This is a genomic window from Aquamicrobium sp. YD-1-mutant5 (genome assembly GCF_059509755.1).
The window spans coordinates 13039-38491 of sequence record NZ_JCAKKP010000010.1; the positions used below are offsets into that span (position 1 = coordinate 13039).

Consider the following 25453-nt stretch of genomic DNA (forward strand, 5'->3'; position numbering starts at 1 on the left):
AGGCAGGATTTCAGCCGAGATCCGTGGCAGCAAAATCATCACCCTTATACAAAATCTCCATGCCACCTTGCTTGGCAACAGCATAAGAAAAGCAATCACCCAAATTCAATTTGGCGACATGACCGCTGCCTTTGCCATAGCGGTCGCGAGCGATAGCCAGTTCTGGCAGTAATTCAGCCCCAACTCCCTGAATTTCAGCCTTTGCTAATCGCAAAAAATTCAGAACTTCACTTAATCCCGCAGAACAACTTCCTGTGAGACCCGACATGGCTATCGAAGCCTCGAACGCCGAAACAATGGAGGTTACACAAACTTTCGTCTGCTCGATTCTGTCAAGAAACTCCTGACGCTCAGTCTCATTTTTCAGAATAGCCACGATGGCGGAAGTCTCCAGATAAAGAATCTTTCCCTCGTCCATCGGTCAGCTTTCCTCGCCCCACAGCTCGTCGAAGAACTCTTTATCCGTAGCGAGGCCACCGCGCGGCAGCCTATCGAGGCGATCCAGCAACGGCTGCAATCGCATCCGCAACGGAACATCAACCACCTTCGCTTCGGCGGCATCTGCCGCCAGAGCCTCCCTGGTGGCCTCCTTTATCGCTTCGGTAATACCTATACCCCGTGACCGCGCCAGCTTCCTTACCAGCAGATCCGCTTCATCGTCCTTAACGTGTATCACCATTTTATATACAACCATAAATACTTTATGTAAATAGCATTATAGCGTATATAAAACGAGAACAAAAGGGGACTATCTCCACTCCTTGTCAAAGGACAGCCTCGCCGCACTATAGTAGCTTTTTTGCTACCGCAGCATCGGCCAGAGCGTGGCGGCAAGCAGCACGCCCATGCCGATGTTGAACCATTTCAGGCGCACCGGATCGGACAGGAAACCGCGCAGTGCCATGCCGAAGCCGGCCCAGCTCGAAACGCAGGGCAGGTTGATGATGCCGAACACCACGGCGATAAGGATGACGGACAGGAACGGGTTTTCCGGATTTGAGAATACCGCCATTGCGGTAACCGCCATGACCCATGCCTTCGGATTGACCCACTGGAAAGCGGCGGCCTGCAGAAAGGTCATCGGCTGCGCGGAACCATCTCCCCCGCTTTCAACGGAGCGCGACATCGCGATCTTCCACGCCAGATAGAGCAGGTAGGCGCCACCGGCGATCTTGAGCCCCGTATGCAATGCCGGGAACGTCGTCAGCACCGCACCCAGTCCAAATCCGACAGCGAGCAGCAGTACGACAAAGCCGATACCGATGCCCAGCATATGCGGAATGGACCGCACGAAGCCGAAATTTACACCCGAAGACAGCAGCATGAAGTTGTTGGGGCCTGGCGTGATGGAGCTCACGAAGGCATAGGCAGCCAGCGCAAAAAGAACTTCAGAGTTCATGTGGAACCTGCAGTGTCAGCAATGCTGACCTATAGTGAAAAGCGGTCTGTTCCGGACGCGCCAATGGCATCCGATTCCTTGTGCCAGCAGCATCCATGGGTGGACAGGAAAGCTCGGCCAGCCCGCCCATCGGAGAGGAAGGCATATCCTTCGGGATCAGCCGATGCATGAGCGGAATGAATGAGCGTTTTCCATGAACGCGAGAGCCGCCCCCACCGAGCGGCAGGTGTTCTCCCGCGGCGAAGAAAAACTACATGCCCTGTTGGCCGCGGTTCATGGCGGCGACGCCGGTACGGCAGATTTCCACCAGACCCAGCGGACGCATGATGGCGATGAACTGGTCAATCTTGGTGCTCTTGCCGGTAATCTGGAAGATGAAGTGCTCGGTGTTGGCATCGACGACATGGGCGCGGAACGCATCGGCAAGCCGCAGCGCCTCGACCCTGTCGGTGCCGGTGCCGGAAACCTTCACCAGCGCCAGTTCCCGCTCCAGCGGCCGCTCCTGCCCCAGCTCATGCGCCCGCACGGTCAGGTCCACCACCCTGTGCACCGGCACGATGCGCTCAAGCTGGTGCTTGATCTGCTGGAGCACATGCGGCGTTCCGCGCGTCACGATGGTGATGCGCGAAAGGTGCGTTTCATGCTCGGTTTCCGAAACCGTCAGGCTCTCGATGTTGTAGCCGCGCCCCGAGAACAGGCCGATGACGCGCGCCAGCACGCCCGGCTCGTTGGCCACGAGTATCGAGAGCGTGTGCGTTTCCGGCTTTTCGGTCTCCCGCGAGATGAAATAGGCCGAACCGGTGGGCTGAAGCTGTGCGTTCATGGTTGAATCCCGATATTCAAAATCTGCAACAATTCACTGTTTTCGCGCAGTTTTCACCCACGCGGAGCTGGTCAGACCAGCTCCCTGCCCCTGGCGTCGATCGCATTCGCCACCGCCTCATCCGTCGCTTCGTCCGGCAGCAGCATTTCGTTATGCGCCTTACCCGAGGGGATCATCGGGAAGCAGTTGGCGAGGGTGGCGACGCGGCAATCGAAGATCACCGGCTTCTTCACCGAAATCATCTCGCGGATCGCATCGTCCAGCTCGTCCGGCTTGTCGCAGCGAATGCCATGGGCGCCATAGGCTTCGGCCAGCTTGACGAAATCGGGCATCGCCTCGGTGTAGGAGTGCGAGAGGCGATTGCCGTGCAGAAGCTGCTGCCACTGGCGCACCATGCCCATATACTGGTTGTTCAGGATGAAAATCTTGATCGGCGCATCATGCTGGATGGCAGCCGACATTTCCTGAATGCACATCTGGATCGAGGCGTCGCCGGCGATATCGATGACAAGCGCGTCGGGATGGGCGACCTGAACGCCCAGCGCCGCCGGCAGGCCATAGCCCATGGTGCCGAGGCCACCGCTCGTCAGCCAGTGATTTGGCTTGTCGAAATGGAAATGCTGCGCCGCCCACATCTGGTGCTGGCCGACTTCGGTGGTGATGTAGGTGTCGCGGTCCTTCGTCAGTTCATAGAGCCGAGAGATCGCATATTGCGGCATGATCACGTCGGGATTGGTCTTGTAGGCCAGCGAATCGCGCGCACGCCATCTGGCGATCTGCTCCCACCACGGATGCAGCGCCTTCTTGTCGGTTTTGGCAGACGCGCGCCACAGGCGCACCATGTCCTCCAGAACCGTGGCGACGTCTCCGATGATGCCGATGTCGACATGAACGTTCTTGTTGATGGAAGACGGATCTATGTCGATGTGGATCTTCTTGCAATGCGGTGCGAAGGCGTCCAGCCGGCCAGTGATGCGGTCGTCGAAGCGGGCGCCGATGCACACCATGACGTCGCAGTCATGCATGGCCATGTTGGCTTCATAGGTGCCGTGCATGCCCAGCATGCCGAGCCAGCTCTTGCCCGAGGCCGGGTAGGAGCCGAGGCCCATCAGCGTCGAGGTGATCGGGAAGCCGGTGAGGTCGACCAGTTCCCGCAGCAGGTGACTGGCCTCGGGACCGGAATTCACGACACCGCCGCCGGTGTAGAGCACGGGCTTCTTCGCGCCGGCCATCAGCTCGACGGCTGCCTTGATCTGGTTGAGATCGCCCTGTTTGCGCGGCTTGTAGCTGGTCAGCGGCGCGGTTTGCGGGGACACATAGGTGCCTTTGGCGAACTGGATGTCCTTCGGAATGTCGACGACAACCGGACCGGGCCGGCCGGTCGCGGCAACGTGGAAGGCTTCATGCAGAATGGCCGCCAGCTGGTTGACGTCCTTCACCAGCCAGTTGTGCTTGGTGCAGGGCCGCGTGATGCCGACCGTATCGCACTCCTGAAAGGCGTCCGAGCCGATCAGGCTGGTGGGAACCTGACCAGTGATGCACACCAGCGGAATAGAATCCATCAGCGCATCCTGCAACGGCGTCACCGCATTGGTGGCTCCGGGGCCGGAGGTAACGAGCATGACGCCGGGCTTTCCGGTCGAGCGCGCATATCCCTCGGCCGCGTGGCCCGCACCCTGCTCATGGCGAACCAGAATGTGCTCGACATCGTCCTGCTGGAAAAGCTCGTCGTAAATCGGAAGGACGGCACCACCCGGATAACCGAAGAGGTGCCTGACGCCGTTGTCCTTCAGCGCCTGAACCACCATTTCGGCGCCAGTCATTTCGCGCCGCTCGTTCTGTCCGTTGCTCATCGGTATGGTCCCGTCCTGTTTCCGCTGTCGCGGGCCGCTGTATCGTCGTTTAGTGCCGTTCTGGATAATAAAAAAGGCCCCCGAGGGAGCCTGTGTGTTGCGCATGGGAGGATTTCGCCCGGTGGTTACACCACCTTGCCCACGCGCCTTCCTACTACGAGAATGAGTGCCTTTTCCATGGGCCGGGACAATAGAGGCGATTTTCATAGCGTGTCAACGCCCAATCTGCGCAGAAAATGCATTTGCCGGATCAGCTTTATTAAGACTGTCGCAACCATGCCCCCTCACGCCACCTTAACCCGGCCATGACAGAAGTGCGGGAAATGGAGTACGGGGGTCTCTGTCATGTTTGTTGAGCGCGGCAATCGGCCGGGTGAAGCCACCTCGCAGGAGCGGCGCGATACGCAGCAATCCGATCTGCGTATATTGGGGCATGTGGTGCGCTGCGATGGCGCGCGCGCTGTCCTCAGTTCCTACGCCGGCGATGACGATACGGACGATCCCGCCGAGCGCTGGACCGTCGGGCGCATGATATCGATCAATCTGGGTTCAACCCGCACGGTCGGCCTCGTTTATGGCGTCGGCAAGCCCGGACACGACTGGCGGCGCGGCGAGCTCAACGCCATCGAAGTCGAAGTGGAACTGGTCGGCGAGGTGCAGGACGGCGCACAGCCCGGCGCCAGGCCCGTATTCGACCGCGGCATCACCCGTTATCCGCATGTCGGCGCCCATGCCCATCGCATCCGCGCCCGCGATCTGGAAGCCGTTTACGATCTTGCCGGCAGACGCGGCGTCACCATCGGCCATCTGTCGCAGGATGACGGCATCAGCGCCAATATCGCCATTGAGGATACGCTTTCGCGTCACTTTGCTGTCGTGGGCAGCACGGGTGTCGGCAAATCGACGGCCGTGTCTCTGCTGATGCGCAAGGCAATCGCCGCCTGCCCGGATCTGCGCATCCTGATCCTCGATCCCCACAACGAATTCGCCGCCTCCCTGCCGGAGCACAGCGTGCGGATCGACAGTTCGAGCCTCGACCTGCCCTTCTGGATGTTCCGGCTGGAAGAATTCGCCGAAGTGCTGTTTCGGGGCAGGCAGGCCATCCCGGAAGAAGTCGACCTGCTGCGGGATCTCGTTCCCGTCGCGCGCCAGATGTATCGCAATGGCGGATCGTCGGCCTTCACGCGCCGCGGTTCCGACACGCTGACCGCCGACACGCCGGTTCCCTACCGCATCGCCGATCTTCTCAAACTGATCGATGAGCGGATCGGGCTGCTCGATGGCAAGGCCGAACGGCCGGTGCTGAAATCGCTGAAGGCCCGTGTCGAGCAGGCTTTCGCCGATCCGCGCTATCGCTTCATGTTCAATTCACACCTGATCGAGGACACGATCCATCAGACCATCGGCAACATCTTTCGCGTGCCGCATGGCGGACGCCCGGTAACCTGCTTCGAAATGGCCGGTCTGCCTTCGGAAGTGGTCAATGCCGTATGTTCGGTGCTGGCGCGCCTCGCCTTCGAGCTGGCCCAGTGGAGCGAGGGACGGCTGAAGCTTCTGGTCATGTGCGAGGAAGCCCACCGCTACATGCCGGCCGACGCGCGTCAGGGCTTTGCGCCGACGCGCGAAGCGCTTGCCCGCATCGCCAAGGAAGGCCGCAAATATGGCTGCTTCCTCGGCATCGTCACGCAAAGACCGGGCGAACTCGACCCGACCATCCTGTCGCAATGCTCGACCGTGTTCGCCATGCGCCTGTCCAACGAGCAGGACAAGGCGATCATCCGCTCCGCCATTGCCGATTCATCGGCCTCCACGCTTTCGTTCCTGTCCTCCATGGGGCAGCGCGAGGCCATCGCTTTCGGCGAGGGTGTGGCGACCACCATGCGGCTGAAGTTCGAGAAGCTGGACAGAAGCCTGCTTCCGGGCCAGCAAAAAGGCGACGATCCCACCGCCTGTCTCAATGGACGCGAGGTCGATCTGGCGTCGATCGTCAATCGCCTGCGAAACGGCATGGCACCGCAGCAGGCGCCACAGCCTGAGCCTTCAATGGTGATGGCGGAGCCGGTCGACAGGACGAGCCAGCCGGGCGATCCTGACTATCGCAGAGCATCGTCCCTGTTGCGCAGATCAGTGACGGAGGAAGCGGAACAGCGCTATGGACTGAAACCCTCGACCTTCGGCATGAAGCCTCACGGAGCCTGAAACGAGTGGAAGCCGGGCCCTTCCCGGCCCCATTTCCGTTTCAGGCGCACACCCGGTTGCGGCCCTGCCGCTTGGCTTCATAGAGCTGGCGGTCGGCGCGCCGGTAGAATTCCTCGGCTGTCTCCTTGCCTTCCCATACGGCAAGCCCAACGCTGGTTGTCACCCGCAAGCCACCGCGCCCCGTGGGGATCGAAAGTGCCGATACCGCATCGCGGATGCGCTCCGCCAGCTTTTCCAGCCCGACAAGGTTCATGTTGGGCGTGACGATGCCGAATTCCTCACCACCCAGACGTGCAACAATGTCGTGATAGCGGGTCATGTCACGCAGGCATTTGCCAACGGCGCGCAAAACGCGATCACCGATATCGTGCCCGTAGCTGTCGTTTACCTGCTTGAAGTGGTCGAGGTCGAGGATCATCAGCCCCAGCGGCTTGTCGATGCGGCGGAACTCCTCGATGTATTCCCTCAGCGCATCGTCGAAGTAGCGACGGTTCTGCACCCCCGTGAGGCCATCGGTCAGCGCCTCGATCTCCAGCGTCTCGGAACGGGCACTGAGCGACGCCGTCATCTGGCGCAATTTCTTCTCCTCCCTCACCTGCTTTCGGATGAGCGGATAAATGAAGAAAACACCGAAGAACAACGCCGTCGCCATAAGAACGCTGGTAAAGAACAGAAGGTTCTTCAGGTATGAAATGTCGGCAAAGCCGTCAGGCGCCTTTATCTCATGTACAAGAGAATCCACGACCCCGTGTGCGAACATCATCAGCATTCCGGCACCCAGAATGACTGTGATGAAGACAAAGAATGCTGACTCTGCCTTGTGAAAACGCATCGCTGCCCGCTTGAATTCCACCCGGAATCCTTATCTCACGAACAAGCTTAACAAAATCTGATTTCAGCAACCAGAGCGCGAATATCTCCGTTCGGCACCGTCGAAAATTGTAAGGTTGTCGTTAAATCACATCCTCATCAATACTTTGCCGAAGGGTGAGCCTTTTCCACTCCGGACCGGACTGGGTGCGGAACCATGTCGACTGTCTCTTGGCATACTGGCGCGTGGCGGCCTTTGCCCGCTCAACCGCCTCGCCAAAGCCGATTTCACCGGCCAGGGCCGCCTCCAATTCCCTGACGCCGATCGCTTTCATGGCGGGCAAGGCGGGGTCGAGGTCAAGCGCCGACAAGGCGCGCACTTCATCAATGGCACCCCGTTCCAGCATCGCATCGAAGCGTGCGCCTATGCGTACCGCAAGTTGGTCCCGGTCGGGTTGGATGACGAAGCATTTCACGCTCGCCCGCTCGATCAGAGCGGTCCCTCGCCGCCCCTGCCAGGCGAGGATGGAGAGGCCGGAGGACTCCAGCACTTCAAGCGCGCGCACGATGCGCTGGCCGTCGGCGGGATTGAGGCGCGCCGCCGCGTCCGGGTCCTTCCGCGCAAGCCTGCCGTGCAGTGCCGGAGCCCCCTCCTCCAGCAACGCCGCGCGCCAGCGCTCGCGAATGTCCGGCGCTATATCGGGCATCTGGGAAAGGCCTTCGCTCAGCGCGCGGAAATAGAGCCCGGTGCCGCCGACGAAGATCGGCCGCCTTCCCCCCAGCACCCCGTCCTCCACCAGTTGCACGACATCGCGCAGCCATGCGCCGGTCGAATATGAGGTGGCCGGGGAGACGTGGCCGTACAGATGATGCGGCGCGCGGCTGAGATCGTCCGCGCCCGGCCGCGCCGTCAAAAGGTCGAGCACACCATACACCTGCATGGAATCGGTGTTGACGATCGCGCCGCCCAGCTTTTCGGCAAGATCGAGGGCCAGCTTCGACTTGCCGCTGGCGGTCGGCCCGGCTATCAGGATTGCGTTCCTGATGCGCCCTTCCTCTCCCATTTCACCGGACACTCCGATGCCGCTCATCGCAACTCTCATTTCCAATCCATCCAGCCGTTCACTGTCGGCCACGCTGGCAGATAAGGCGTCGGCGGCAGTCCACGCAAGTGAGGTTCACTGGCTTGCGGAGTGCGAGGCCTGCGACGTCGTGCTTGCCGGCGATCTGGATGAGGACGCCGCGACGCAATTGTTGCGCGATGCGGTCGCGGATGCACCTGTGGATGTCGCCGTTCAGGACCCCGCCAGCCGCCGCAAGAAGATCCTCATCGCGGACATGGATTCCACCATGATCGATCAGGAGTGCATCGATGAGCTGGCCGACGAGGTGGGCCTGAAAGAGCATGTCGCGGCCATCACCGCGCGCGCCATGAACAACGAGATCGCCTTCGAGCCCGCCCTGCGCGAGCGCGTGGCGCTGTTGCGCGACCTCGACATCACCATCGTCGACCACATCGTCCGCAACCGCCTCACTCTTGCTTCCGGCGGGCAGGCGCTCGTCGCCACCATGCGCGCCAATGGCGCATGGACCGCGCTGGTTTCCGGTGGTTTTGACGTCTTCACCTCGCGCATCGCCGCCATGCTGGGCTTCCACGAGGACCGCGCCAACCGTCTGGTCGAGCAGAATGGCAGGCTGAGCGGCGAAGTAGTCGAGCCCATTCTGGGCCGTGCGGCAAAAGCCGATGCGCTCAATGAAATCTCCGCGCGGCTGAACCTCACGCCCGCCGATGCGATCGCTGTCGGCGATGGCGCCAACGATCTCGACATGATCAGGCTTTCCGGCACTGGCGTTGCCCTGCACGCCAAGCCTTCCGTTGCCGCGCAGGCGAAGGTGCGGATCGACCATGGCGACCTGACCGCACTGCTCTATCTGCAAGGCTACAGGCGCGAGGAGTTCAGCCAGTGATAACATTGCGGACCGAACGACTGATCCTGCGCAACTGGGAAGAACGCGACCGCGAACTCTTCCACCGCATCAATTCCGACGAAACCGTCATGGAGTTTTTCCCGTTCCGCCGCGACCGGGCGACCTCCGATGCCAAGATGGACGAGTTTCGCGAAACCTTTGCCCGGCAGGATTTCGGCTGGGCAGCGACCGAAATCGCGGCCACCGGCGAGTGCATCGGCTTCGTTGGCCTCAGCTACACCGAAGACACGCCGTTCATGCCCGCAGGCAGCGTCGAGATCGGCTGGCGGCTGGCTCCCGAATTCTGGGGCCATGGCTATGTGTCGGAAGCCGCCCGTGCCTGGCTCGACTACGGCTTCGAGGTTCTGGGTTTGAAGGAGATCGTGTCCTTCGCCGTAACAGCGAACCAGCGCTCGACAGCCGTGATGGAACGCATCGGCATGACGGCCGAACCCGCCCATGATTTCGACCACCCCGGCGTGCCGGACAGCCACCCGCACCTGAAGCGCCACAGCTTCTACCGCATTACCGCGGAAGAATGGGCAAAGAAAAAGGCGGTCTCCTGACCGCCTTTTTTCTTTATGTTGCAATGACCTGCGCACTCCGGCAGTCACCCGAACCCACAGGGTCCGCGACGGCTCACCGGCCGGTCGGGCCGCCCTGTCGCAGGCGTGAGCGAAACGAACTGCCGTGAGATCCGAAAACCGCACTCAGTCCATGCGGATCGTCACGAAGCGCAGTTCACCGCTTTTCGATGCCATCATCAGTAGCGCGTTCTTGCGCCCCTGCTCCTTCAGCGCTGCGATACGGTCCACCACATCGGTGGGGTTCGCCACCGATTCCTGTGCGATCTCGGTGATGACCTCGCCCGCCTGAACGCCGCGCTCGGCTGCGGCGGAATCAGGCGCCACTTCCGTCACGACGACGCCGTTGACGCCCTCGGCAATGCCGAATTTGCTTCGTGCAGCTTCGTCCAGCTCGCCGATGGTCATGCCCAGCACGGAAGCCGTAGCCACCGCCTCGCCCTGCTGGCCAGCCTCGTCATCCTCGCCTTCGGCAACCTTCTCGCTGTCTTCCAGACGGCCGAGCGTGACCTTGACGGTCATTTCCTTGCCCTTGCGCACCAGAACGACATCGACGGCCTTGCCCACCGGGCTTTCCGCCACGATGCGCGGCAGGTCACGCACTTCGTCGATCTCCTTGCCGTCGAATTTCGTGACGACGTCGCCCGGCTGGATGCTACCGTCATCGACCGGACCGCCCTTCATGATGCCGGCGATCAGCGCGCCCTTGGCTTCCTTCATCCCGAGGCTTTCGGCGATATCCTCGGTCACCGGCTGGATACGGACGCCGAGCCAGCCACGGCGGGTTTCTCCGAACTCGCGCAACTGATCCACGACACCGCGCGCAAGCTGGGTGGGGATGGAAAAGCCAATGCCGATGGAGCCGCCTGTCGGCGAGATGATCGCCGTGTTGATGCCGATGACCTCGCCATGCATGTTGAACAGCGGGCCACCGGAGTTGCCCCGGTTGATTGCGGCATCGGTCTGGATGAAGTCGTCATAGGGACCGGAGTTGATGTCGCGGTTGCGCGCCGAGATAATGCCGACCGTAACCGTTCCGCCAAGGCCGAACGGGTTGCCGATCGCCATCACCCAGTCGCCGATGCGCATCTTGTCGGAATCGCCGAACTGCACTTCAGTCAGCTTGTGATCGGCCGGATCGACCTTGAGCAGCGCGATGTCGGTCTTCGTGTCGGTGCCGACGAGCGTCGCCTTCAGCGTCAGGCCATCGGAGAAATTGACCTCGATGTCGTCGGCATCGGCAATGACGTGATTGTTGGTGACGACGAAGCCTTCCTTCGCGTCGATGACGAAGCCCGAGCCCAGCGACTGGACCTTCTGGGAGCCGCCGCCGCGCGAGCCGCCGCGGTCCTTGAAGAATTCGTCGAAGAAGTCCTGAAACGGCGAGCCCTCGGGAAGCTGCGGCATCGGCACCGCGCCCGGCCCGTCCGTTCCCTTGACGGTCTGCGACGTGGAAATGTTGACCACTGCACCGAGCAGCCCCTCGGCGAGATCGGCCACCGATTCCGGCCCAGCGCCTGTCGTGGGCGACGTTTGCGCCGGAGAGTTTGGCGTCGGGGATGCCGGTGCCTTTTGCGCGAGCGATGGCGTCACGGCAGCGGGGATTGCGAACGACAGGACGGTGGCTGCCAGCAAGGTAGTCCGCGCCGCGCGCACAACGGTATGATCGATCATGGACGGGCTCCGGAACGTCTTTGAGGTTGATGCGACATGATGGCATGAAATACGGCGCGTTTGCGACCGAAACCAGAGCATCGAACGGAAAAGTGTATGCGGGTTTGCGATTATCCGTGCCCGCATACAAAACGGCAGAGCGCCGTGCATACGACCCGACGCACGGCGCTCTGACAGGAGCAGATCAATTCTGATCGAACCGGAAAGGGGTATTGCCCCTTGCCGCTGCCGGTCAGCCTCGAACCAGCCACACGATGCCGACACTTGCCGCGATGGCCAGCATGCCGGCCATACGCAAGGCGCCTTCGGGGATCGAAAGTACCTCGGCCGCAAGCCGGCGCGCCAGCCGGGGAAAGCCCCCGTAGACCAGGCCCTCGATAACGAGGACCAGGCCCAGGGCCGCCAGAAAATCCTGCACGGATTACTGGCCGCTGGTTGCCGGCGCAGGCGCCTGACGCACAGGGGCGGCAGAAGCCGGGGCGCTCTGATTCGGATCCCTGAAGAACCGGAAGAATTCCGATTCGGGCGACAGAACCATGGTGGTGCCATCGCCGTTCAGAGCCGTGCCATAAGCGCTCATCGAACGGTAAAAGTCGAAGAACTGCGGATCGCGCAGATAAGCTCCGGCGAAGATCGCGTTGCGCTCGGCATCGCCCTCACCGCGAAGGATTTCGCCTTCCCGCTGTGCTTCGGCAACGATCTCGACGACTTCACGGTCGGCACGGGCGCGGATGCGCTGCGCTGCTTCGTTACCGCGTGCCCTCAGCCTCTCGGCCTCGGCCAGACGTTCCGCCTTCATGCGCTCGAAGGTCTGCTGCGACACTTCCTGCGTCAGGTCGGTACGGCGGATACGCACATCGACGATTTCGAGACCGAGCGAGGTTGCATCGGGCCGCATCTGGTCGCGCACCTCGCGCATCATCTCGGCACGCTCTTCGGAAAGAGCGGCCTCGAAGCCACGCAGACCGTAGACACGGCGCAAAGTCGCGTCGAGACGGGTGCGGAGCCGCTGCTCGGCCAGTTCCACGCTGCCCGAGACGGCAGCCCGGAACACGCGCGGATTGGAGATGCGGTAAGCGATGAAGGCATCGACTTCATAGAACTTGCCGCCCGAAACCTGCACGCGGATGTTGTCGAGATCGAAGCGCAGAACGCGGTTCTCGATCATCTGCACATTGTCGGCGTCGAAGAAGGAGAACGGCATCTTGAAGTAGATGCCCGGCTCGCTCTTGACGTCGACGATCTCGCCGAAGCGCAGAACGATCGCCTGCTGGCGGGCGTTGACCACGAAGATCGACGAATAGATCAGGAACAGGATGACGATGCCGGCAACGGCAATGGCTGGAAGACGGTTTGCCATTATTGTGCGCCTCCGGTCGCAGCGCCGGAGCGCTTCTGCAATTCAGGCAGCGGCAGATACGGCACAACACCCGGCCCGCCGCCCTGCTCCACGACCACCTTGTTCGATCCGCCCAGAACCTTCTCCATTGTTTCGAGATAGAGACGCTTGCGCGTCACATCCGGGGCCTTGGCATATTCGTCGTAAACCGAGATGAAGCGCTGCGCCTCACCCTGTGCTTCCTGCACGACGCGGTTCTTGTAGGCTGCCGCCTCTTCGCGAACCTGCGCCGCCTGACCACGGGCCTGACCAAGTTTCTGGTTGGAATACTGGTTTGCCTGCTCGACGAACCTGTCCTCGTCCTGCTCGGCGCGCTGCACTTCGTCGAAGGCATCAGCCACTTCGCGCGGCGGAGCGGCATCCTCGATCGAAATCGCATTGACGTTCAGGCCCGCGCGGTAACCATCCAGAGTGGTCTGAAGGATCTGGCGCACGGATTCGGCAATGCCCTGGCGGTCATCGCGGAAAATGTCCTGCGCCGGGCGGCGACCGACGGCCTCGCGCATGGCGCTTTCGGCAACCTGCGTCAGCATGCCGTCGGGGTCGGAAACGTCGAACAGATAAGCACGCGGATCGGAGACCTGATAGGCAACGGAGAACTGCACGTTGACGATGTTCTGGTCGCCCGAGAGCATCAGCCCGGAGGTGTCGTTGGAGCGTGCAAGGCCGCCGATATTGACGAGCTGCTCGGAAATCTTGGCGGTCTCGACGGTTTCGACCGGCCACCAGTGGAAATGAAGGCCCGGCTCGGAAAGCTCCTGCTTCGGCTTGCCGAAGCGCAGTTCCACCGCAACCTCATCTGGCTGAACGGTGTAGATCGCCTTGAAGAACCACATGCCCAGCACGATCAGGATCAGGATGCCGAACATGGCCTTGTTGCCGCCGTTCCCGCCCGGCAGGGCGCGCCGCAGCTTGTCCTGCCCGAGCCGGATGATGTCTTCCAGATCGGGAGGATTGCCTTGCGGTCCGCCGGGCCCTCTCGGTCCCTGCCCCCATGGGCCGCCACCGCCGCCACCGTTGTTTCCGCCGCCACCCCACGGGCCGCCGCCGCCGCTCTTGTCATTCCAGGGCATAAATGTCCTTTCGTCCGCAGTCACTCACGCTACGTTTGTGCAGCGCGCAAGCCTTGATCCTCTATAGGGAGGCCAAAGCCGGCTTTCAACGCGCACAGCGCGTAAAACGCCCCTTCTCCATACAGCATTGTGCAACTTTCCGTCATTGCGACGGATAGCAGCTGTCAAACCCGCTTTTCATAGACCACATAGCGTGTTGCGTGGCTGTCCTTTTCTCCCGCAGGAACCTCCTGCTGCTCCACCGGCCGCCAGAGCTGCGGATCGATATCAGGAAAGCGGGCATCGCCGTCTACATCGGCCATTACATGGGTCACATGCAGACGATAGACCATCGGCAGCGCCTGCGCATAAATCTGCGCGCCACCGATGATGCAGACTTCATCGATGCCGCCGGTCGCGGCGACATGCCGTTCGGCGATCCCGATCGCGTCATCCAGCGAATGCGCGATCTCAGCGCCCTCAACCCCGAACGCGCTGTCGCGCGTGACGATGATGTTCAGCCGTCCGGGCAGCAGGCGGCCAATGCTCTCATAGGTCTTGCGCCCCATGATGACAGGCTTGCCCATCGTGTCGGCCTTGAAGCGTTTGAGATCGGTGGAAAGCCGCCATGGCAGGTCGCCATCGCGTCCGATCACGCCATTTTCGGCAATCGCCACATAGATCGCAGTCTTCATCCGTCGTCCCTGTATCGGTCTTCCTGAAGCGGTATCGCATATAGAACCCCGCGCGGCACGGTGGTTTTTGGCATCCGGCCATTTTGACACGGCAGCAGCCACGACCTTGCAGCTCGCGCTGCTGGACAGCGCCGGCCCGATGGGGCAGGAAACCAGCCATGCGCAAGCTTTTCGTCATCGGCATCGGCGCCGGAAACCCGGAACACATGACCGTTCAGGCCATCACGGCGCTGAACAAGGCCGACGTGCTGTTCATCCCCGACAAGGGGGAAGAAAAAAGCGATCTTGCCGCATTGAGGCATGAAATCTGCGACCGATTCGTCACCAATGCCCGGACAAGGCGCGTCAGCTTCGATGTGCCCCGGCGCGCCACGCCCTCCCCCTCTTACGAAAGCACGGTGGGCGACTGGCACGCCGCGATCGCGGCCATCTATAAAGCGCTGATCCGGGACGAGATCGCGGAAGACGGCTGCGGCGCGCTGCTGATCTGGGGCGACCCCATGCTCTACGACAGCGCGCTGCGCATATTGGAGCGGGTACGCCATCGCGGGAATGTGAGCTTCGACACCGAGGTAATCCCCGGCATTACCGCCATCCAGTCGCTGTGCGCCAGCCATCAGATCGCGCTGAACCGCATTGCCGATCCTGTGCTGATCACCACCGGGCGGCGGCTTCTCGGTGAAGGCATGCCGCCAAACGCCGGCACGGTCGTCGTCATGCTCGACGGACACTGCGCCTTCCGCTCGCTGCCCGACAAAAACCTCACCATCTTCTGGGGCGCCTATCTTGGCACGCCCGACGAAATCATCATTTCGGGCCGCCTCGGCGACGTCGAAGATCGGATCGTCGCCGTCCGCGCCGAGGCACGCGCCGCGAAAGGCTGGATCATGGACACCTATCTGCTGCGCCGGCAGGGTGAAGCGCAAGAAGACGCCTCATAACGGAGACAGCCTCCTGCCCCACCGCCTCGGGCGGATCATCCAGCGTCGATCTCAGCCTGAAGCGCCATCATGTGATCCTGTGCGGCAACGGCCGCTGCGCGCTCGATCGCCCGGTAGCGGCTCACCACGGCGAGCCCCACGGGTGTGAGCTGAGCGCCGCCGCCGCGCTTGCCGCCCGTCTGCGCACTGACCAGCGGTTTTCCGAACACCCGGTTCATGTCCTCCACCAGATCCCATGCATGCTTGTAGGACATCTGCATGGCGCGCGAGGCGGCCGAAATCGAGCCGAAGGACGCGATATGTTCCAGAAGCTCGATCTTGCCGGGTCCGATACGCCCATCAGGATCGAGGTTTATCCGCAATGTCAGTGACGGCATCTTCTGTTCCCGCAAAACGGTCTCCCGTACACATAGCGCCTTGCAGAGACTATCGCTATTCCAAAATGGAATAGCGATAGTGCCGGCGTTCACGTCATTGTCTTATCTGGCTGCCACGCCGGCATTGACGGTGTCGAAGCTCACCGTCTTGACCACTGCATACACCGGCAGGCCGGGCGCGAGCGCCAGCGCCTGCCGCGACTGTTCGGTGATCCGCGACAGAACGGACACGCCGTTGCAGTCGATCCGCACCTCCCGCTCGCCACCTGCCCCATCGGCGATACCGTCAATGCGGCCCGCAAGAATGTTCAGCGCACTGAGGCCCTTCGGGCGTTCCGTCGCGATCATCACGTCGCGGGCACGAATGCGCAGACGCACCGGCTGGCCGACGGCAACATCTATGCGCGGAATGTGAATTTCGCCGGCAGCGGAACTCAGCACCGACATGGAAAACGCATCGTCGTGACGTTGCACCACCGTCTCGACCAGCGATCCGCCCTCGCCGCGCTCGGATGCCGGCAAAAGGTCCAGCCGCTGCAGGATTTCCGTGACCGGCCCGGAAGCGGCCACCATGCCCTGCGCCAGAACCACCACGTCGCTCGCCAGACGCGCCACCTCCGCCACCGAATGGCTGACATAGACGATGGGGATTTTCATCTCGTCGCGAAGGCGCTCGATATAGGGCAGGATTTCGCCCTTGCGCGCCTCGTCAAGCGCCGCCAGCGGTTCGTCCATCAGCAACAGCCGGGGACTGGACAGCAAGGCCCGCCCGATGGCGACACGCTGCTTCTCGCCGCCGGAAAGATTCGATGGCTTGCGATCCAGCAGGGCGCCGATGCCGAGAAGATCGACGATCGCGCCCATCTCCATGTAGCGCTCGGCAGCCGGCGTGAACCAGCGCCCATAGAGCAGGTTGGAGCGCACGCTCATGTGAGGAAACAGCCGCGCGTCCTGAAACACCATGCCGATACGGCGCTTGTGGCGCGGCACGTAGACACCAGCCCTGGTGTCGACCAGAACCTTGCCATCCACCTCGATGCGCCCCTCATTGGGGCGGATCAGGCCTGCAATCAGGTTGATAAGCGTGCTCTTGCCCGACCCGGAGGGACCGAACAGCGCCGTCAGCCTGCCCGCGCCCTCGAACCGGGCCTCGACATTGAAGTCACCCTGCCGATGGCGAATATCGACCGAGACCGTCATTCCACATCCATCCGCTTGCCAAGCCGGCGTGCCATCATTTCCGAGGCGATCAGCGCCAGCATAGAAATGATGATGCTGATGAGCGTCAGCCGAAGCGCGCCCTCGTCCCCGCCCGGCACCTGCGTGAAGGTGTAGATGGCCGACGGCAGGGTCTGGGTTTCGCCGGGAATATTGGAAACGAAGGTGATTGTTGCGCCGAATTCGCCCATGGCCTTGGCGAAGGCCAGTATGGCGCCGGCGATGATGCCGGGCAGGATCAGCGGCAGCGTTACGGTTGAGAACACCCACAACGGGCTGGCCCCCAACGTCCCGGCCGCCGCTTCCAGCTTGCGATCCACCGATTCGATGGAAAGCCGTATCGCGCGCACCATCAGCGGAAAGCCCATCACCGCGCAGGCCAGCGCCGCACCCGTCCAGCGAAAGGAAAACACGATGCCGAAATGTTCGGCCAGAAACGCGCCGACCGGCCCGCGCCGCCCGAAGGCGAGCAAAAGCAGATAGCCCGTCACCACCGGCGGCAGCACCAGCGGCAGATGAACAAGCCCGTTGAGCACGGACTTGCCCCAGAAGCGGCCCCTTGCCAGCAGATATGCGATCAGTATGCCCGGCGGCACGGAGGCGAGCATCGCCACCGTCGCCACCTTGATAGAGAGCCTGACCGCCGTCCATTCATCCGGGGTCAGGTCCAGCAACCAGTTCATGATCTGCGTTCAGGCTCAGTTCGCGGCCGGTGCAAGCACCGTGAAGCCCTGTTCCTCGAACAGCTTGCGCGCCTTGTCCGTGTGCAGGCACTTCAGGAAGGCCGGCACTTCGGCATCCTTGGAATCGGCGGTCTGCGCGACCGGGTAGATGATCGGCGCATGGGTTTCTTCCGGGAACGTCGCAATGACCTTCACCCCCGGCTCGGCAACCGCGTCGGTGGCGTAGACGATGCCGGCCGCCGCTTCGCCGGTGGCCACCAGCTTCAGCGCAGCACGCACATTCTCGGCCTGCGCGATCTTGCCCTCGACCGATCCCCAGATATCGAGCGCCTCAAGCGCCGCCTTGCCGTATTTACCGGCCGGCACGGCCTTGACGTCGCCCATGGCGAGCTTGCCATCGCCAATCAGGCCGGCAAGGTCAAAACCCTTCTCAAGATTGGCTTCAGCGGACGAATCCGCAGGCGCCACCAGCACGATGCGGTTGCCCAGCAGCCGTTCCTCGGTGTCGGTCTTGATCAGGTTCTTGTCGGAGAGATATTTCATCCAGTCGAGATCGGCGGAGATGAACACGTCCGCCGGCGCGCCTTCCTCGATCTGCTTGGCCAGCGCCGAAGAGGACGCATAGGAGATCTTCGCCGTCTCGCCGACGTCGGCCTCGCAGGCCGTGTTGATGCCGTCGAGCGCGTTCTTCAGGCTGGCGGCGGCGAAAACGACGAGCTGATTGTCATCTGCCTGCGCGGTGGAAACGGGTGCGACCAGCAGCGCCGAAAGCGCGCCCGCGGTCATCAGTGCCTTCAAGCCGGTTTTGTTGATTCTGATCATTCAGCCTCTCCCTGTCAGATTGTCTTCAAGCTCTTGCCGCCCTGTGCAGCGTCACAACCGATATATACGGACGAATATAACAAGGGAAGCCTTTTGCGCTCCACATGCAACCGTGCTTCACTGAAGCCGGATTAGACGATGAAAAGAAGGGATCACACGATGAAGATCAGCGCCAGAAACCAGATCAGGGGCAAAATCGTCGAGGTGTCGAAGGGCGCCACCACGGCCCATGTGCGCATCGAGATCGGCGGTGGCGCGATCATCACCGCATCCATCACCAATGAAGCGGTCGACGAGCTGAAGCTGCGCGAAGGCGTGGAAGCTTATGCCGTGGTCAAGGCGTCCGACGTGATGGTCGCTGTCGACTGACCCCGGCGCGTGCGCGCGTCGAATTCAGACCGCGATGGGCGCCCTGATGCTCGGATCCGCCACGTAGTTTTCCAGCCGGAAATCCTCGAAGCGGAAGGCAAACAGATCGTCCACCGCCGGATTGATCCACATGGTGGGCAGCGGCTTCGGCTCGCGTGACAGCTGTTCGCGCGCCTGATCGAAATGATTGGCGTAAAGGTGCGCATCGCCCAGCGTGTGGATGAATTCGCCCGGCTTCAGGCCCGTCACCTGCGCGATCATCATCGTCAGCAGCGCATAGGAGGCGATGTTGAAGGGCACGCCGAGGAAAATATCGGCGGAACGCTGGTAGAGCTGGCAGGACAACCGTCCTTCGGCGACATAGAACTGGAACAGGCAGTGGCAGGGCGGCAGCGCCATGGTGTCCACCTGCGCCGGGTTCCACGCCGACACGATCAGCCGCCGCGATTGCGGATTGCGGCGCAACTCGATCAGCAGATTGGCGATCTGGTCGATCTCCCCTGCCGACCCGTTTTCATTCAACGTCGGCCAGGAACGCCACTGACGGCCATAGACCGGGCCCAGATTGCCGTCCTCGTCGGCCCATTCGTCCCAGATCGTTACCCCGTTGTCGTTGAGGTATTTGATGTTGGTGTCGCCGGCCAGAAACCACAGAAGCTCGTGGATGATCGATTTCAGATGCAGCTTCTTGGTCGTGGTGACGGGAAAGCCCTGCGCCAGATCGAAGCGCATCTGATAGCCGAAAACCGAACGCGTGCCGGTGCCGGTGCGGTCGCCGCGATCGACGCCGGTTTCAAGAACGTGGCTCAGAAGGTCGAGATATTGCCGCATAGGCTCCGTTCCGAAGATTTTCTGGCCAGATCTCCATGTGCGCACCCGCACGCACAGCAACGATCTGAATTATAGACAGGGCACCGGAACAGCCGAAAACAGGAGTCCGGTTTTCGGTCCGATGCTTCGGCTGCACTATAGACGCAGACGCGCCCGGAGCACAGATGCGCAAGCCTTGTTCATCCACAGCCGGGATTGGCAAAAGCCCGATCACGTTTTCCGCGACCGGGCTTTAAATCGTGAAATCCGCATCGATATGCCGTTCGGAACCCCGTCCGGCACCAGCGGAAGAAAGATCTCAGAGCGAATCGAGCTTACCGAGTTCCTTTGCTACCAGATAATAGAAGGTCACGCGTCCCTTCGAACGGTCACCCGCCATGGTCTTCGCCACGGTGGCGACGGCGGCCTCCGCTGCGGCAGCGTCAACGCCCAGCTTCTTGACGCCCCAGCTGTCACGAACGCGGTCCAGTTCCTTCTGGTCGGTGGCCGAAACCAGCGAAGAATCGCGATTGCGCAGGGCGATGCCCAGATGCTTCACGATCTTGTTCACCACGGCCTCGTCAGCCTTGGCGTCGTATTTCTGCACGTCGGCGAGATAGTCACTCATGGATAGCCCTCATCGGAGTTTATGTCCCCTGCAATTCACGGACGATCTGCCGATACAACCTGTCGCCGGACGAGATCCCGTACCGTTTGCGAGCCTGCAAGAAATTGCCCTGCCAAGTCAAGTTAAAGCAGCCTCCGCCACAGCCGATAATTGCAACCGGACATCTCTTCCATTTGCCCTGAAGAGTGCCTATATTCGGCCTGTCGGCTTGACCGACTATGGCGATAAATGGGCGATGTAATAAGCCGTTCGGACCCGGGGGCGGTACCCGGCGCCTCCACCAAAAACTGTCGTGACGGACAGCTTTTGCTGGGGGCGAAACAGGATCGACGAAGGTGTAAAGATCGTACTTTTGCCCGGCATTGTACCACCGTCATCGGGCTAACTCAGTAGTTGCAAACGACAACTATGCGGAAGCACGTCTCGCTGCGTAATGCGGTGCGATAGCTTCAAATAAACTCCTGAGGGTTCGCACCTTCAGGCGGGGTTCGGAGGTACCTGGCAACAGAAACCTCCACTTCTCTCCCCTTTTTTCATCTCTTCAGCAGCATGCCGTGTCCGCGCGACGACCTTTTGGTCCGTGCCGTGAGCCGCGCCGTGCCGTTTCCTCATTTCAGCCCGCATACAAAGGGAGCATCATCATGGATGCCAGCCGCTTCATCGTCATCACCGGAGGGCCGGGTTCGGGCAAGACGACCCTGCTCGACGCGCTGCGTGAGTCGGGCCATGCCGCCATGCCGGAGGCCGGGCGCAACATCATCCGCGCCCAGCAGGCGGTGGACGGCCCTGCCCTGCCATGGCGCGATCCGGCCCTGTACGCCGAGCTGATGCTGTCATGGGACATGCGCTCCTATGAAGAGGCAGGGCAAAGATCAGGAACGCTGTTTTTCGACCGGGGCATTCCCGACACAATCGGCTATCTGCGGCTGACCGGCCTCCCGGTGCCTGCTCACATGATGAAAGCAGCAGAAACCCTTCGGTACCATCGCAAGATATTCATCGCGCCTTTCTGGCCCGATATATTCGGGCAGGATGCGGAGCGCAGGCAATCGGCCGATGAGGCGGAGCGCACATGCGAGGCAATGAAAAAGATTTACACCGAACTGGGCTACGATCTGTTGCCGCTTCCCCTTTGTTCGGTGGAAGAGCGGGTGCGCTTCATCCTCTGTGAAACTTCGGCATGAAAAAGGGCCGGCGAACCGGCCCCTCTCATGTCCGCTCCGGTCCGGCTTACTCCGCCGGAGCGCTAACCGCCTTCGGCGCACGCTTCATCCCCAGCGTCACCTGTGCCAGCACGAAGGCGATGATCGCGCATACGGCGATGGCTGCCACCATCGGCAGGGGCGTGCCGTCGAAGAAAATGCCGGCCCCCGCCATCGCCACGGCACCGATGCCGAACTGAAGCGTGCCCATCAGCGCCGAAGCCGTTCCGGCTATCGCGCCATGGTCGTCCATGGCCAGAACGGAGGTCGAGGGAATGACCAGTCCGACAAAGCCGTAACCAATGAACAGCATCGCTGCCAGAACCCAGAGCTGATCGGCGCCGGATGCCATCAGCGCCAGAAGCACCAGCATCGTGGCGGCATATCCCGCCACCGCGACCCGCACCACCCGTGCCAGCCCAAAGCGCTGCGCAAGTGTGCCCGTCAGTTGCGACATGGCGAAGAACGACACCGCATTGAGGGAAAAGTAGACGCTGTAGAGATGCGGCGAGAGCCCGTAGTGATCGATGAGGATGAAGGACGAACTCGACAGGTAGACGAAGAAGGACGAGATCGCGAAGCCGCCCGGGCCGACGAGGCCGAGAAACTTGCGGTCACCAAGCAGATAGCGGTAGCCGGCGAGCGATGTGCGCAGCGAACTGCCGACGCGCGCTGCCGGAGGTCGCGTTTCCTCGATGGAGGTGGCAAGCAACAGGCAGGCTACGAGAGCCGCGCCCGTCACCACCCAGAACACCGCCCTCCAGCCGAAGGCGTCGATGATGAAGGACCCGGTCAGCGGCGCCAGGATCGGCGAGATCGAGAACACAAGCATCAGGAGCGACATCAATTTTGCGGCTTCGACACCCGTGTGCAGATCGCGCACCACGGCTCGCGGTATGACCATGCTGGCGCAGCCGCCAAGCCCCTGAATGAAACGGAAGGCAATCAGCCATTCCACGCTGGGTGAAAGCGCCGCCCCCACCCCGCCGATCATGAAAAGGAAAAGCCCCGCATAAAGCGGGGCCTTGCGACCTGCCATGTCCGAGATCGGCCCGACGGCAAGCTGGCCGACCGCCGTTGCGAGAAAGAAGATCAGCAGGCTCATCTGCACCGCGGCGGTGCTGGCGCCGAGATCTTCACCGATGGTGGGAAGTGCAGGCAGATACATGTCGATGGCGAAGGGACCGATGGCCGACAGCAGGCCGAGCACCACCGCGATGCGGTAGAATTTTGCAGGCATTTCTGGCTCTTTCGTTTGGCGGGCGCGCCGGGTGAGGAACGGCGCAACCCACGGAAAGATCGTCAGGCCATGCCTGAGAGACAAGACGCCGATCTTTATATTCGATATGAAAAATATTTAGACTCGTTTGCCTAAATAGTCAATCAGTGATATATGATTTTTTATGAAACCATTGATCGTTCCTGACACGCTCCCGCCACGCGGCCACGCCGCCAAGCGCAGCTTCATTCTTGAGGCGGCTGCTGAAGTGTTTTGCCGGGAGGGCTTTGCAGGGGCGAACATCGATCTCATCGCCGCCGAAGCCGGCGTTTCGCGACAGACGGTGTACAATCACCACGGCGACAAGGATGGGCTGTTCCGGGCTGTCGTTCGGGACATGACGGAGCGCTCCAACGCGGTCGTCTTTGCCACGCTCGGCACCTTTCCCGATCATCCCGGCGATCTGGAAACGGACCTGACCGACTTCGCAATGCGGATGAACCTCAACTGCATCTGCAACAGGGAGGGAAAATTCCTGCGCAGGCTGATTCAGGCTGAAAGCGAGCGCTGCCCTTCCCTGTTTGCCGACTGGCGCGAGGAAGGCCCCCGGCGCACAATGGCCGCGCTTGCAGCGCGCTTCGCGCGGCTGGCCCATGCCGGTCTGCTGGTCATCGACGATCCGGACCTTGCCGCGCGCCAGTTCCTCTCCCTTGCCAATGCCGATCTTCAACTCACCCTGCTGATCGGAGAAACGCCCTCGGAGGAGGAAGTCAGGGCCGCCTCGGCCAATGGCGTGCGCACCTTCCTGCGTGCCTTCGGTGTCCGCCAGCCGGCCTGAAGCGATGCCATCAGCAAAAACTGACTCAAATCCGGCCGGTTTTCCCCAGAACCGGAATGCAACCCAACCGCACCCTTCACGTGTAACAGGAAGGGCCTGCGCGCAAGGATAGTGGCTAAACACATCCTTACCTTGCTCATCTTGGTCAGGTAGCCCATATCCCGGTTTACGTGGTCGCCAAGCTTGATTACAGCTACTGCGACGATTCAACGGAAATGCTCATGGCCGACGACCATATCAGATACGACATCCTGGCTCAGGAAGCCCTGCGTGGTGTGATGCGCAAGGTTCTGGCCGAGGTTGCACGCACGGGTCTGCCGGGAAACCATCACTTCTTCATCACCTTCCTGACCGGCGCGCCGGGTGTTCGCATTTCGAGCCGCCTGCGCGAGCGCTATCCCGAACAGATGACCATCGTGATCCAGTTCCAGTACTGGGACCTGAAGGTCACGGACAGCGGCTTCGAGGTCGGGCTTTCCTTCTCCGATATTCCCGAGAAGCTGGAAATTCCGTTCTCCGCCGTGCGCGGTTTCTACGACCCTTCAGTGAATTTTGAGCTTGAATTCGACGTCCGCACCGAGCCGGCAGAAGCTTCCGGGCCGGAACAGGAGCAGGAAGAGAAGCCCGCCCCTGCCCCTGCCAAGGTGAAGCCGGCAGCCGCGAAGAAGGCCGCGGAAGCGAAAAAGAACGAGGCGGAAGAAGAGCCTGCCCCCGCGAAGGGCGCCGAAGTCGTTTCGCTCGACGCATTCCGCAAGAAATAAGCAGGGTTTCCCGATGGGCGAGATCGTCAACCTGCGCCAGACCCGCAAGCGGAAGGCGCGGGACGACAAGGAACTTGCCGCCGCGCAGAACCGGGCCCTGCACGGCCGAACCAAAGCGGAGCGGGAACGCGACCGCAAAGCGGAAGAAAAATCCCGCATACTGCTGGACGGGCATTTCCTGAAGCCCGTGCGCCCCTCCGAAGAGGATTGAGCCGGATCGACATTACGACGGCAGGCATGGATATGGATCATGCCCACCCCTCAGACCCTCTCCTGAGGAACCCATCTCGGGTTTCGCTACGCTCGTGGCACGGATTTCCCAATCAAGCCAGAGCATCGGCCATAGCGGACCGACCGATTGAGGCGGCATTCGCCTCGGTGTGCGGCCGGGTTTCCGTAGCGCTCGATCCAGCCCGGAATTGCTTCCGGCCCGCATTGCAGATGACGGAGAAGTCACAACGCGCTGGCCTGGCCTAACGGTCCTTCCCGCCTCGCATGGCCGAGCCGGACGACAATCACCAAAGCCCCCAAATTGATTGCCGCGCGCCCGCCTCGGCGGGCTGTGCATTTGAATGTGCAGGGGGTTCTGGTCGCAAACGGCGCCATCTTTATGGAATGCTTATGCGTGGCGCCGGAATCTTTATCAGATTCCTATTATTCGAGGCCTTGTCCTCTCTCGAACCTATATGCGGTTCACGTCCATATTGCCCGAAATTCCTCCTCCGGCACACGTGCCTGCGCCTGTGAGCGCTGGATGAATTGAAGCTGTGGAAGGCAAGGACGCGCGTCCTGCCCGCCATTGGTATCAACAGAAAATCCCGAGGCGGGAGCAATGGATATTCTTGTGCTGGCAATAGGGTTTGGATTTTTCGCGCTGATGTTTGGCTACATCAAAGTCTGCGAAAAGCTTTGATCGGGAGAATTCACCGATGACCGTGGAATATTTCCTGGGTGCGGCAGTTGCCGCCTGCGTGACCGCATATCTGCTCTATGCCCTCGCTCGCCCGGAGCGATTCTAGAGCACTTCGCAGTCAGACCTGGTCGTCTGACATTGCATGAATGCGGTCAGGATTTGGGGGCTGGAGCGGCGTTCGTCTGAACGCCCGCTGCTCCTGTCAGGGCAAAAGCT

General features: G+C 61.5%; 29 protein-coding genes and 1 other RNA gene. 11 read left to right on the forward strand and 19 right to left on the reverse strand.

Going from position 1 to position 25453, the window contains the following annotated elements; translation table 11 throughout:
• Positions 1 to 10: 10 nt before the first annotated feature.
• The 5 genes from AC5XE7_RS14005 to AC5XE7_RS14025 all read right to left on the reverse strand — a co-directional run bounded on the left by AC5XE7_RS14005 (position 11) and on the right by AC5XE7_RS14025 (position 4075).
• Positions 11 to 418, reverse strand: a complete 408-nt coding sequence (locus tag AC5XE7_RS14005; protein ID WP_239799082.1) for a type II toxin-antitoxin system VapC family toxin — start codon at positions 416 to 418, stop codon at positions 11 to 13.
• 3 nt (positions 419 to 421) lie between these two features.
• Positions 422 to 694, reverse strand: a complete 273-nt coding sequence (locus AC5XE7_RS14010; RefSeq protein ID WP_495366576.1) for a type II toxin-antitoxin system VapB family antitoxin — start codon at positions 692 to 694, stop codon at positions 422 to 424.
• Between the two features lie 108 nt (positions 695 to 802).
• A complete protein-coding gene (locus AC5XE7_RS14015; RefSeq protein WP_495366575.1) occupies positions 803 to 1399 on the reverse strand; it encodes a LysE family translocator in 597 nt (198 codons plus the stop codon).
• 250 nt (positions 1400 to 1649) lie between these two features.
• The gene (gene ilvN, locus AC5XE7_RS14020) at positions 1650 to 2222 is read right to left on the reverse strand and encodes an acetolactate synthase small subunit (RefSeq protein ID WP_495366574.1); all 573 of its coding nucleotides are present in this window, start codon (positions 2220 to 2222) and stop codon (positions 1650 to 1652) included.
• Positions 2223 to 2293: 71 nt separating this feature from the next.
• Positions 2294 to 4075 (reverse strand): acetolactate synthase 3 large subunit, encoded by a 1782-nt coding sequence (locus tag AC5XE7_RS14025; protein WP_495366573.1) that lies wholly within the window; start codon positions 4073 to 4075, stop codon positions 2294 to 2296.
• A 345-nt stretch (positions 4076 to 4420) separates the two neighbouring features.
• On the opposite strand from AC5XE7_RS14025, the gene AC5XE7_RS14030 reads away from it, so the two are divergent.
• Positions 4421 to 6274 (forward strand): ATP-binding protein, encoded by a 1854-nt coding sequence (locus AC5XE7_RS14030; RefSeq protein WP_495366572.1) that lies wholly within the window; start codon positions 4421 to 4423, stop codon positions 6272 to 6274.
• Between the two features lie 40 nt (positions 6275 to 6314).
• Here AC5XE7_RS14030 and AC5XE7_RS14035 read toward each other — a convergent pair whose 3' ends face one another.
• A complete protein-coding gene (locus AC5XE7_RS14035; protein WP_495366571.1) occupies positions 6315 to 7037 on the reverse strand; it encodes a GGDEF domain-containing protein in 723 nt (240 codons plus the stop codon).
• Positions 7038 to 7227: 190 nt separating this feature from the next.
• Positions 7228 to 8175 carry a tRNA (adenosine(37)-N6)-dimethylallyltransferase MiaA gene (miaA, locus tag AC5XE7_RS14040; RefSeq protein WP_495366570.1) on the reverse strand — a complete coding sequence of 316 codons (948 nt, stop codon included), beginning with the start codon at positions 8173 to 8175 and terminating at the stop codon, positions 7228 to 7230.
• Here miaA and serB point away from each other — a divergent pair.
• On the forward strand, positions 8165 to 9052 hold the full coding sequence (gene serB / locus AC5XE7_RS14045) for a phosphoserine phosphatase SerB (protein ID WP_495366569.1): 888 nt from the start codon (positions 8165 to 8167) through the stop codon (positions 9050 to 9052). The two genes, miaA and serB, sit on opposite strands and share 11 nt — an antisense overlap.
• Entirely contained in the window at positions 9049 to 9618 is a 570-nt protein-coding gene (locus tag AC5XE7_RS14050) for a GNAT family N-acetyltransferase (protein WP_239799088.1), read from the forward strand. The genes serB and AC5XE7_RS14050 overlap by 4 nt, the downstream gene beginning before the upstream one ends.
• 144 nt (positions 9619 to 9762) lie before the next feature.
• Here AC5XE7_RS14050 and AC5XE7_RS14055 read toward each other — a convergent pair whose 3' ends face one another.
• The 5 genes from AC5XE7_RS14055 to AC5XE7_RS14075 form a co-directional block, all read right to left on the reverse strand.
• The gene (locus AC5XE7_RS14055) at positions 9763 to 11310 is read right to left on the reverse strand and encodes a DegQ family serine endoprotease (protein ID WP_495366568.1); all 1548 of its coding nucleotides are present in this window, start codon (positions 11308 to 11310) and stop codon (positions 9763 to 9765) included.
• Between the two features lie 232 nt (positions 11311 to 11542).
• Positions 11543 to 11728, reverse strand: coding sequence for a DUF2065 domain-containing protein (locus AC5XE7_RS14060; protein WP_495366567.1), 186 nt, complete (start codon positions 11726 to 11728; stop codon positions 11543 to 11545).
• Between the two features lie 3 nt (positions 11729 to 11731).
• Complete coding sequence (gene hflC / locus AC5XE7_RS14065; protein WP_495366566.1) at positions 11732 to 12670, reverse strand: protease modulator HflC; 939 nt, start codon at positions 12668 to 12670, stop codon at positions 11732 to 11734.
• Complete coding sequence (hflK, locus tag AC5XE7_RS14070; protein WP_495366565.1) at positions 12670 to 13782, reverse strand: FtsH protease activity modulator HflK; 1113 nt, start codon at positions 13780 to 13782, stop codon at positions 12670 to 12672. The genes hflC and hflK overlap by 1 nt, the downstream gene beginning before the upstream one ends.
• A gap of 164 nt (positions 13783 to 13946) precedes the next feature.
• Entirely contained in the window at positions 13947 to 14456 is a 510-nt protein-coding gene (locus AC5XE7_RS14075) for a dihydrofolate reductase (RefSeq protein ID WP_495366564.1), read from the reverse strand.
• A 158-nt stretch (positions 14457 to 14614) separates the two neighbouring features.
• Between AC5XE7_RS14075 and cobF the strand changes: the two genes are divergently transcribed.
• Positions 14615 to 15397: a precorrin-6A synthase (deacetylating) gene (gene cobF, locus AC5XE7_RS14080; protein ID WP_495366563.1), complete on the forward strand. Its 783-nt coding sequence runs from the start codon at positions 14615 to 14617 to the stop codon at positions 15395 to 15397.
• A gap of 35 nt (positions 15398 to 15432) precedes the next feature.
• Here cobF and AC5XE7_RS14085 read toward each other — a convergent pair whose 3' ends face one another.
• The 4 genes from AC5XE7_RS14085 to modA form a co-directional block, all read right to left on the reverse strand.
• Positions 15433 to 15774, reverse strand: a complete 342-nt coding sequence (locus AC5XE7_RS14085; protein ID WP_183831040.1) for a winged helix-turn-helix domain-containing protein — start codon at positions 15772 to 15774, stop codon at positions 15433 to 15435.
• 102 nt (positions 15775 to 15876) lie between these two features.
• On the reverse strand, positions 15877 to 16974 hold the full coding sequence (modC, locus tag AC5XE7_RS14090; protein WP_495366562.1) for a molybdenum ABC transporter ATP-binding protein: 1098 nt from the start codon (positions 16972 to 16974) through the stop codon (positions 15877 to 15879).
• Positions 16971 to 17675, reverse strand: coding sequence for a molybdate ABC transporter permease subunit (gene modB, locus AC5XE7_RS14095; protein WP_280197737.1), 705 nt, complete (start codon positions 17673 to 17675; stop codon positions 16971 to 16973). Before modB ends, modC begins: the two co-directional genes overlap by 4 nt.
• Before the next feature lie 15 nt (positions 17676 to 17690).
• Positions 17691 to 18497: a molybdate ABC transporter substrate-binding protein gene (gene modA, locus AC5XE7_RS14100; RefSeq protein WP_183831047.1), complete on the reverse strand. Its 807-nt coding sequence runs from the start codon at positions 18495 to 18497 to the stop codon at positions 17691 to 17693.
• A 159-nt stretch (positions 18498 to 18656) separates the two neighbouring features.
• On the opposite strand from modA, the gene AC5XE7_RS14105 reads away from it, so the two are divergent.
• A complete protein-coding gene (locus AC5XE7_RS14105; RefSeq protein ID WP_495366591.1) occupies positions 18657 to 18866 on the forward strand; it encodes a TOBE domain-containing protein in 210 nt (69 codons plus the stop codon).
• A 24-nt stretch (positions 18867 to 18890) separates the two neighbouring features.
• Here the strand turns inward: AC5XE7_RS14105 and AC5XE7_RS14110 are convergent, their stop codons facing one another.
• Together AC5XE7_RS14110 and AC5XE7_RS14115 are read right to left on the reverse strand one after the other, a co-directional pair.
• Positions 18891 to 19697, reverse strand: a complete 807-nt coding sequence (locus tag AC5XE7_RS14110) for a thymidylate synthase (RefSeq protein ID WP_495366561.1) — start codon at positions 19695 to 19697, stop codon at positions 18891 to 18893.
• A gap of 298 nt (positions 19698 to 19995) precedes the next feature.
• Positions 19996 to 20304 (reverse strand): DUF2853 family protein, encoded by a 309-nt coding sequence (locus AC5XE7_RS14115; RefSeq protein ID WP_239799098.1) that lies wholly within the window; start codon positions 20302 to 20304, stop codon positions 19996 to 19998.
• A gap of 163 nt (positions 20305 to 20467) precedes the next feature.
• Here AC5XE7_RS14115 and ssrA point away from each other — a divergent pair.
• Both ssrA and AC5XE7_RS14125 read left to right on the forward strand, forming a co-directional pair.
• Positions 20468 to 20823, forward strand: a transfer-messenger RNA (tmRNA) gene (gene ssrA / locus AC5XE7_RS14120).
• 116 nt (positions 20824 to 20939) lie between these two features.
• Entirely contained in the window at positions 20940 to 21488 is a 549-nt protein-coding gene (locus tag AC5XE7_RS14125; RefSeq protein WP_495366590.1) for an AAA family ATPase, read from the forward strand.
• A 46-nt stretch (positions 21489 to 21534) separates the two neighbouring features.
• Here AC5XE7_RS14125 and AC5XE7_RS14130 read toward each other — a convergent pair whose 3' ends face one another.
• Positions 21535 to 22746, reverse strand: coding sequence for a multidrug effflux MFS transporter (locus tag AC5XE7_RS14130; protein WP_495366560.1), 1212 nt, complete (start codon positions 22744 to 22746; stop codon positions 21535 to 21537).
• Between the two features lie 163 nt (positions 22747 to 22909).
• Here AC5XE7_RS14130 and AC5XE7_RS14135 point away from each other — a divergent pair, with 163 nt between their 5' ends.
• From AC5XE7_RS14135 to AC5XE7_RS14150, 4 genes are all read left to right on the forward strand, one after another.
• Positions 22910 to 23563, forward strand: coding sequence for a TetR/AcrR family transcriptional regulator (locus tag AC5XE7_RS14135; protein WP_495366559.1), 654 nt, complete (start codon positions 22910 to 22912; stop codon positions 23561 to 23563).
• Positions 23564 to 23784: 221 nt separating this feature from the next.
• A complete protein-coding gene (locus tag AC5XE7_RS14140; RefSeq protein WP_183831058.1) occupies positions 23785 to 24324 on the forward strand; it encodes an SspB family protein in 540 nt (179 codons plus the stop codon).
• Between the two features lie 13 nt (positions 24325 to 24337).
• Positions 24338 to 24535, forward strand: a complete 198-nt coding sequence (locus tag AC5XE7_RS14145) for a DUF4169 family protein (RefSeq protein WP_495366558.1) — start codon at positions 24338 to 24340, stop codon at positions 24533 to 24535.
• A 718-nt stretch (positions 24536 to 25253) separates the two neighbouring features.
• Positions 25254 to 25343, forward strand: a complete 90-nt coding sequence (locus tag AC5XE7_RS14150) for a potassium-transporting ATPase subunit F (protein ID WP_495366557.1) — start codon at positions 25254 to 25256, stop codon at positions 25341 to 25343.
• The last annotated feature ends 110 nt before the right edge of the window (positions 25344 to 25453 follow it).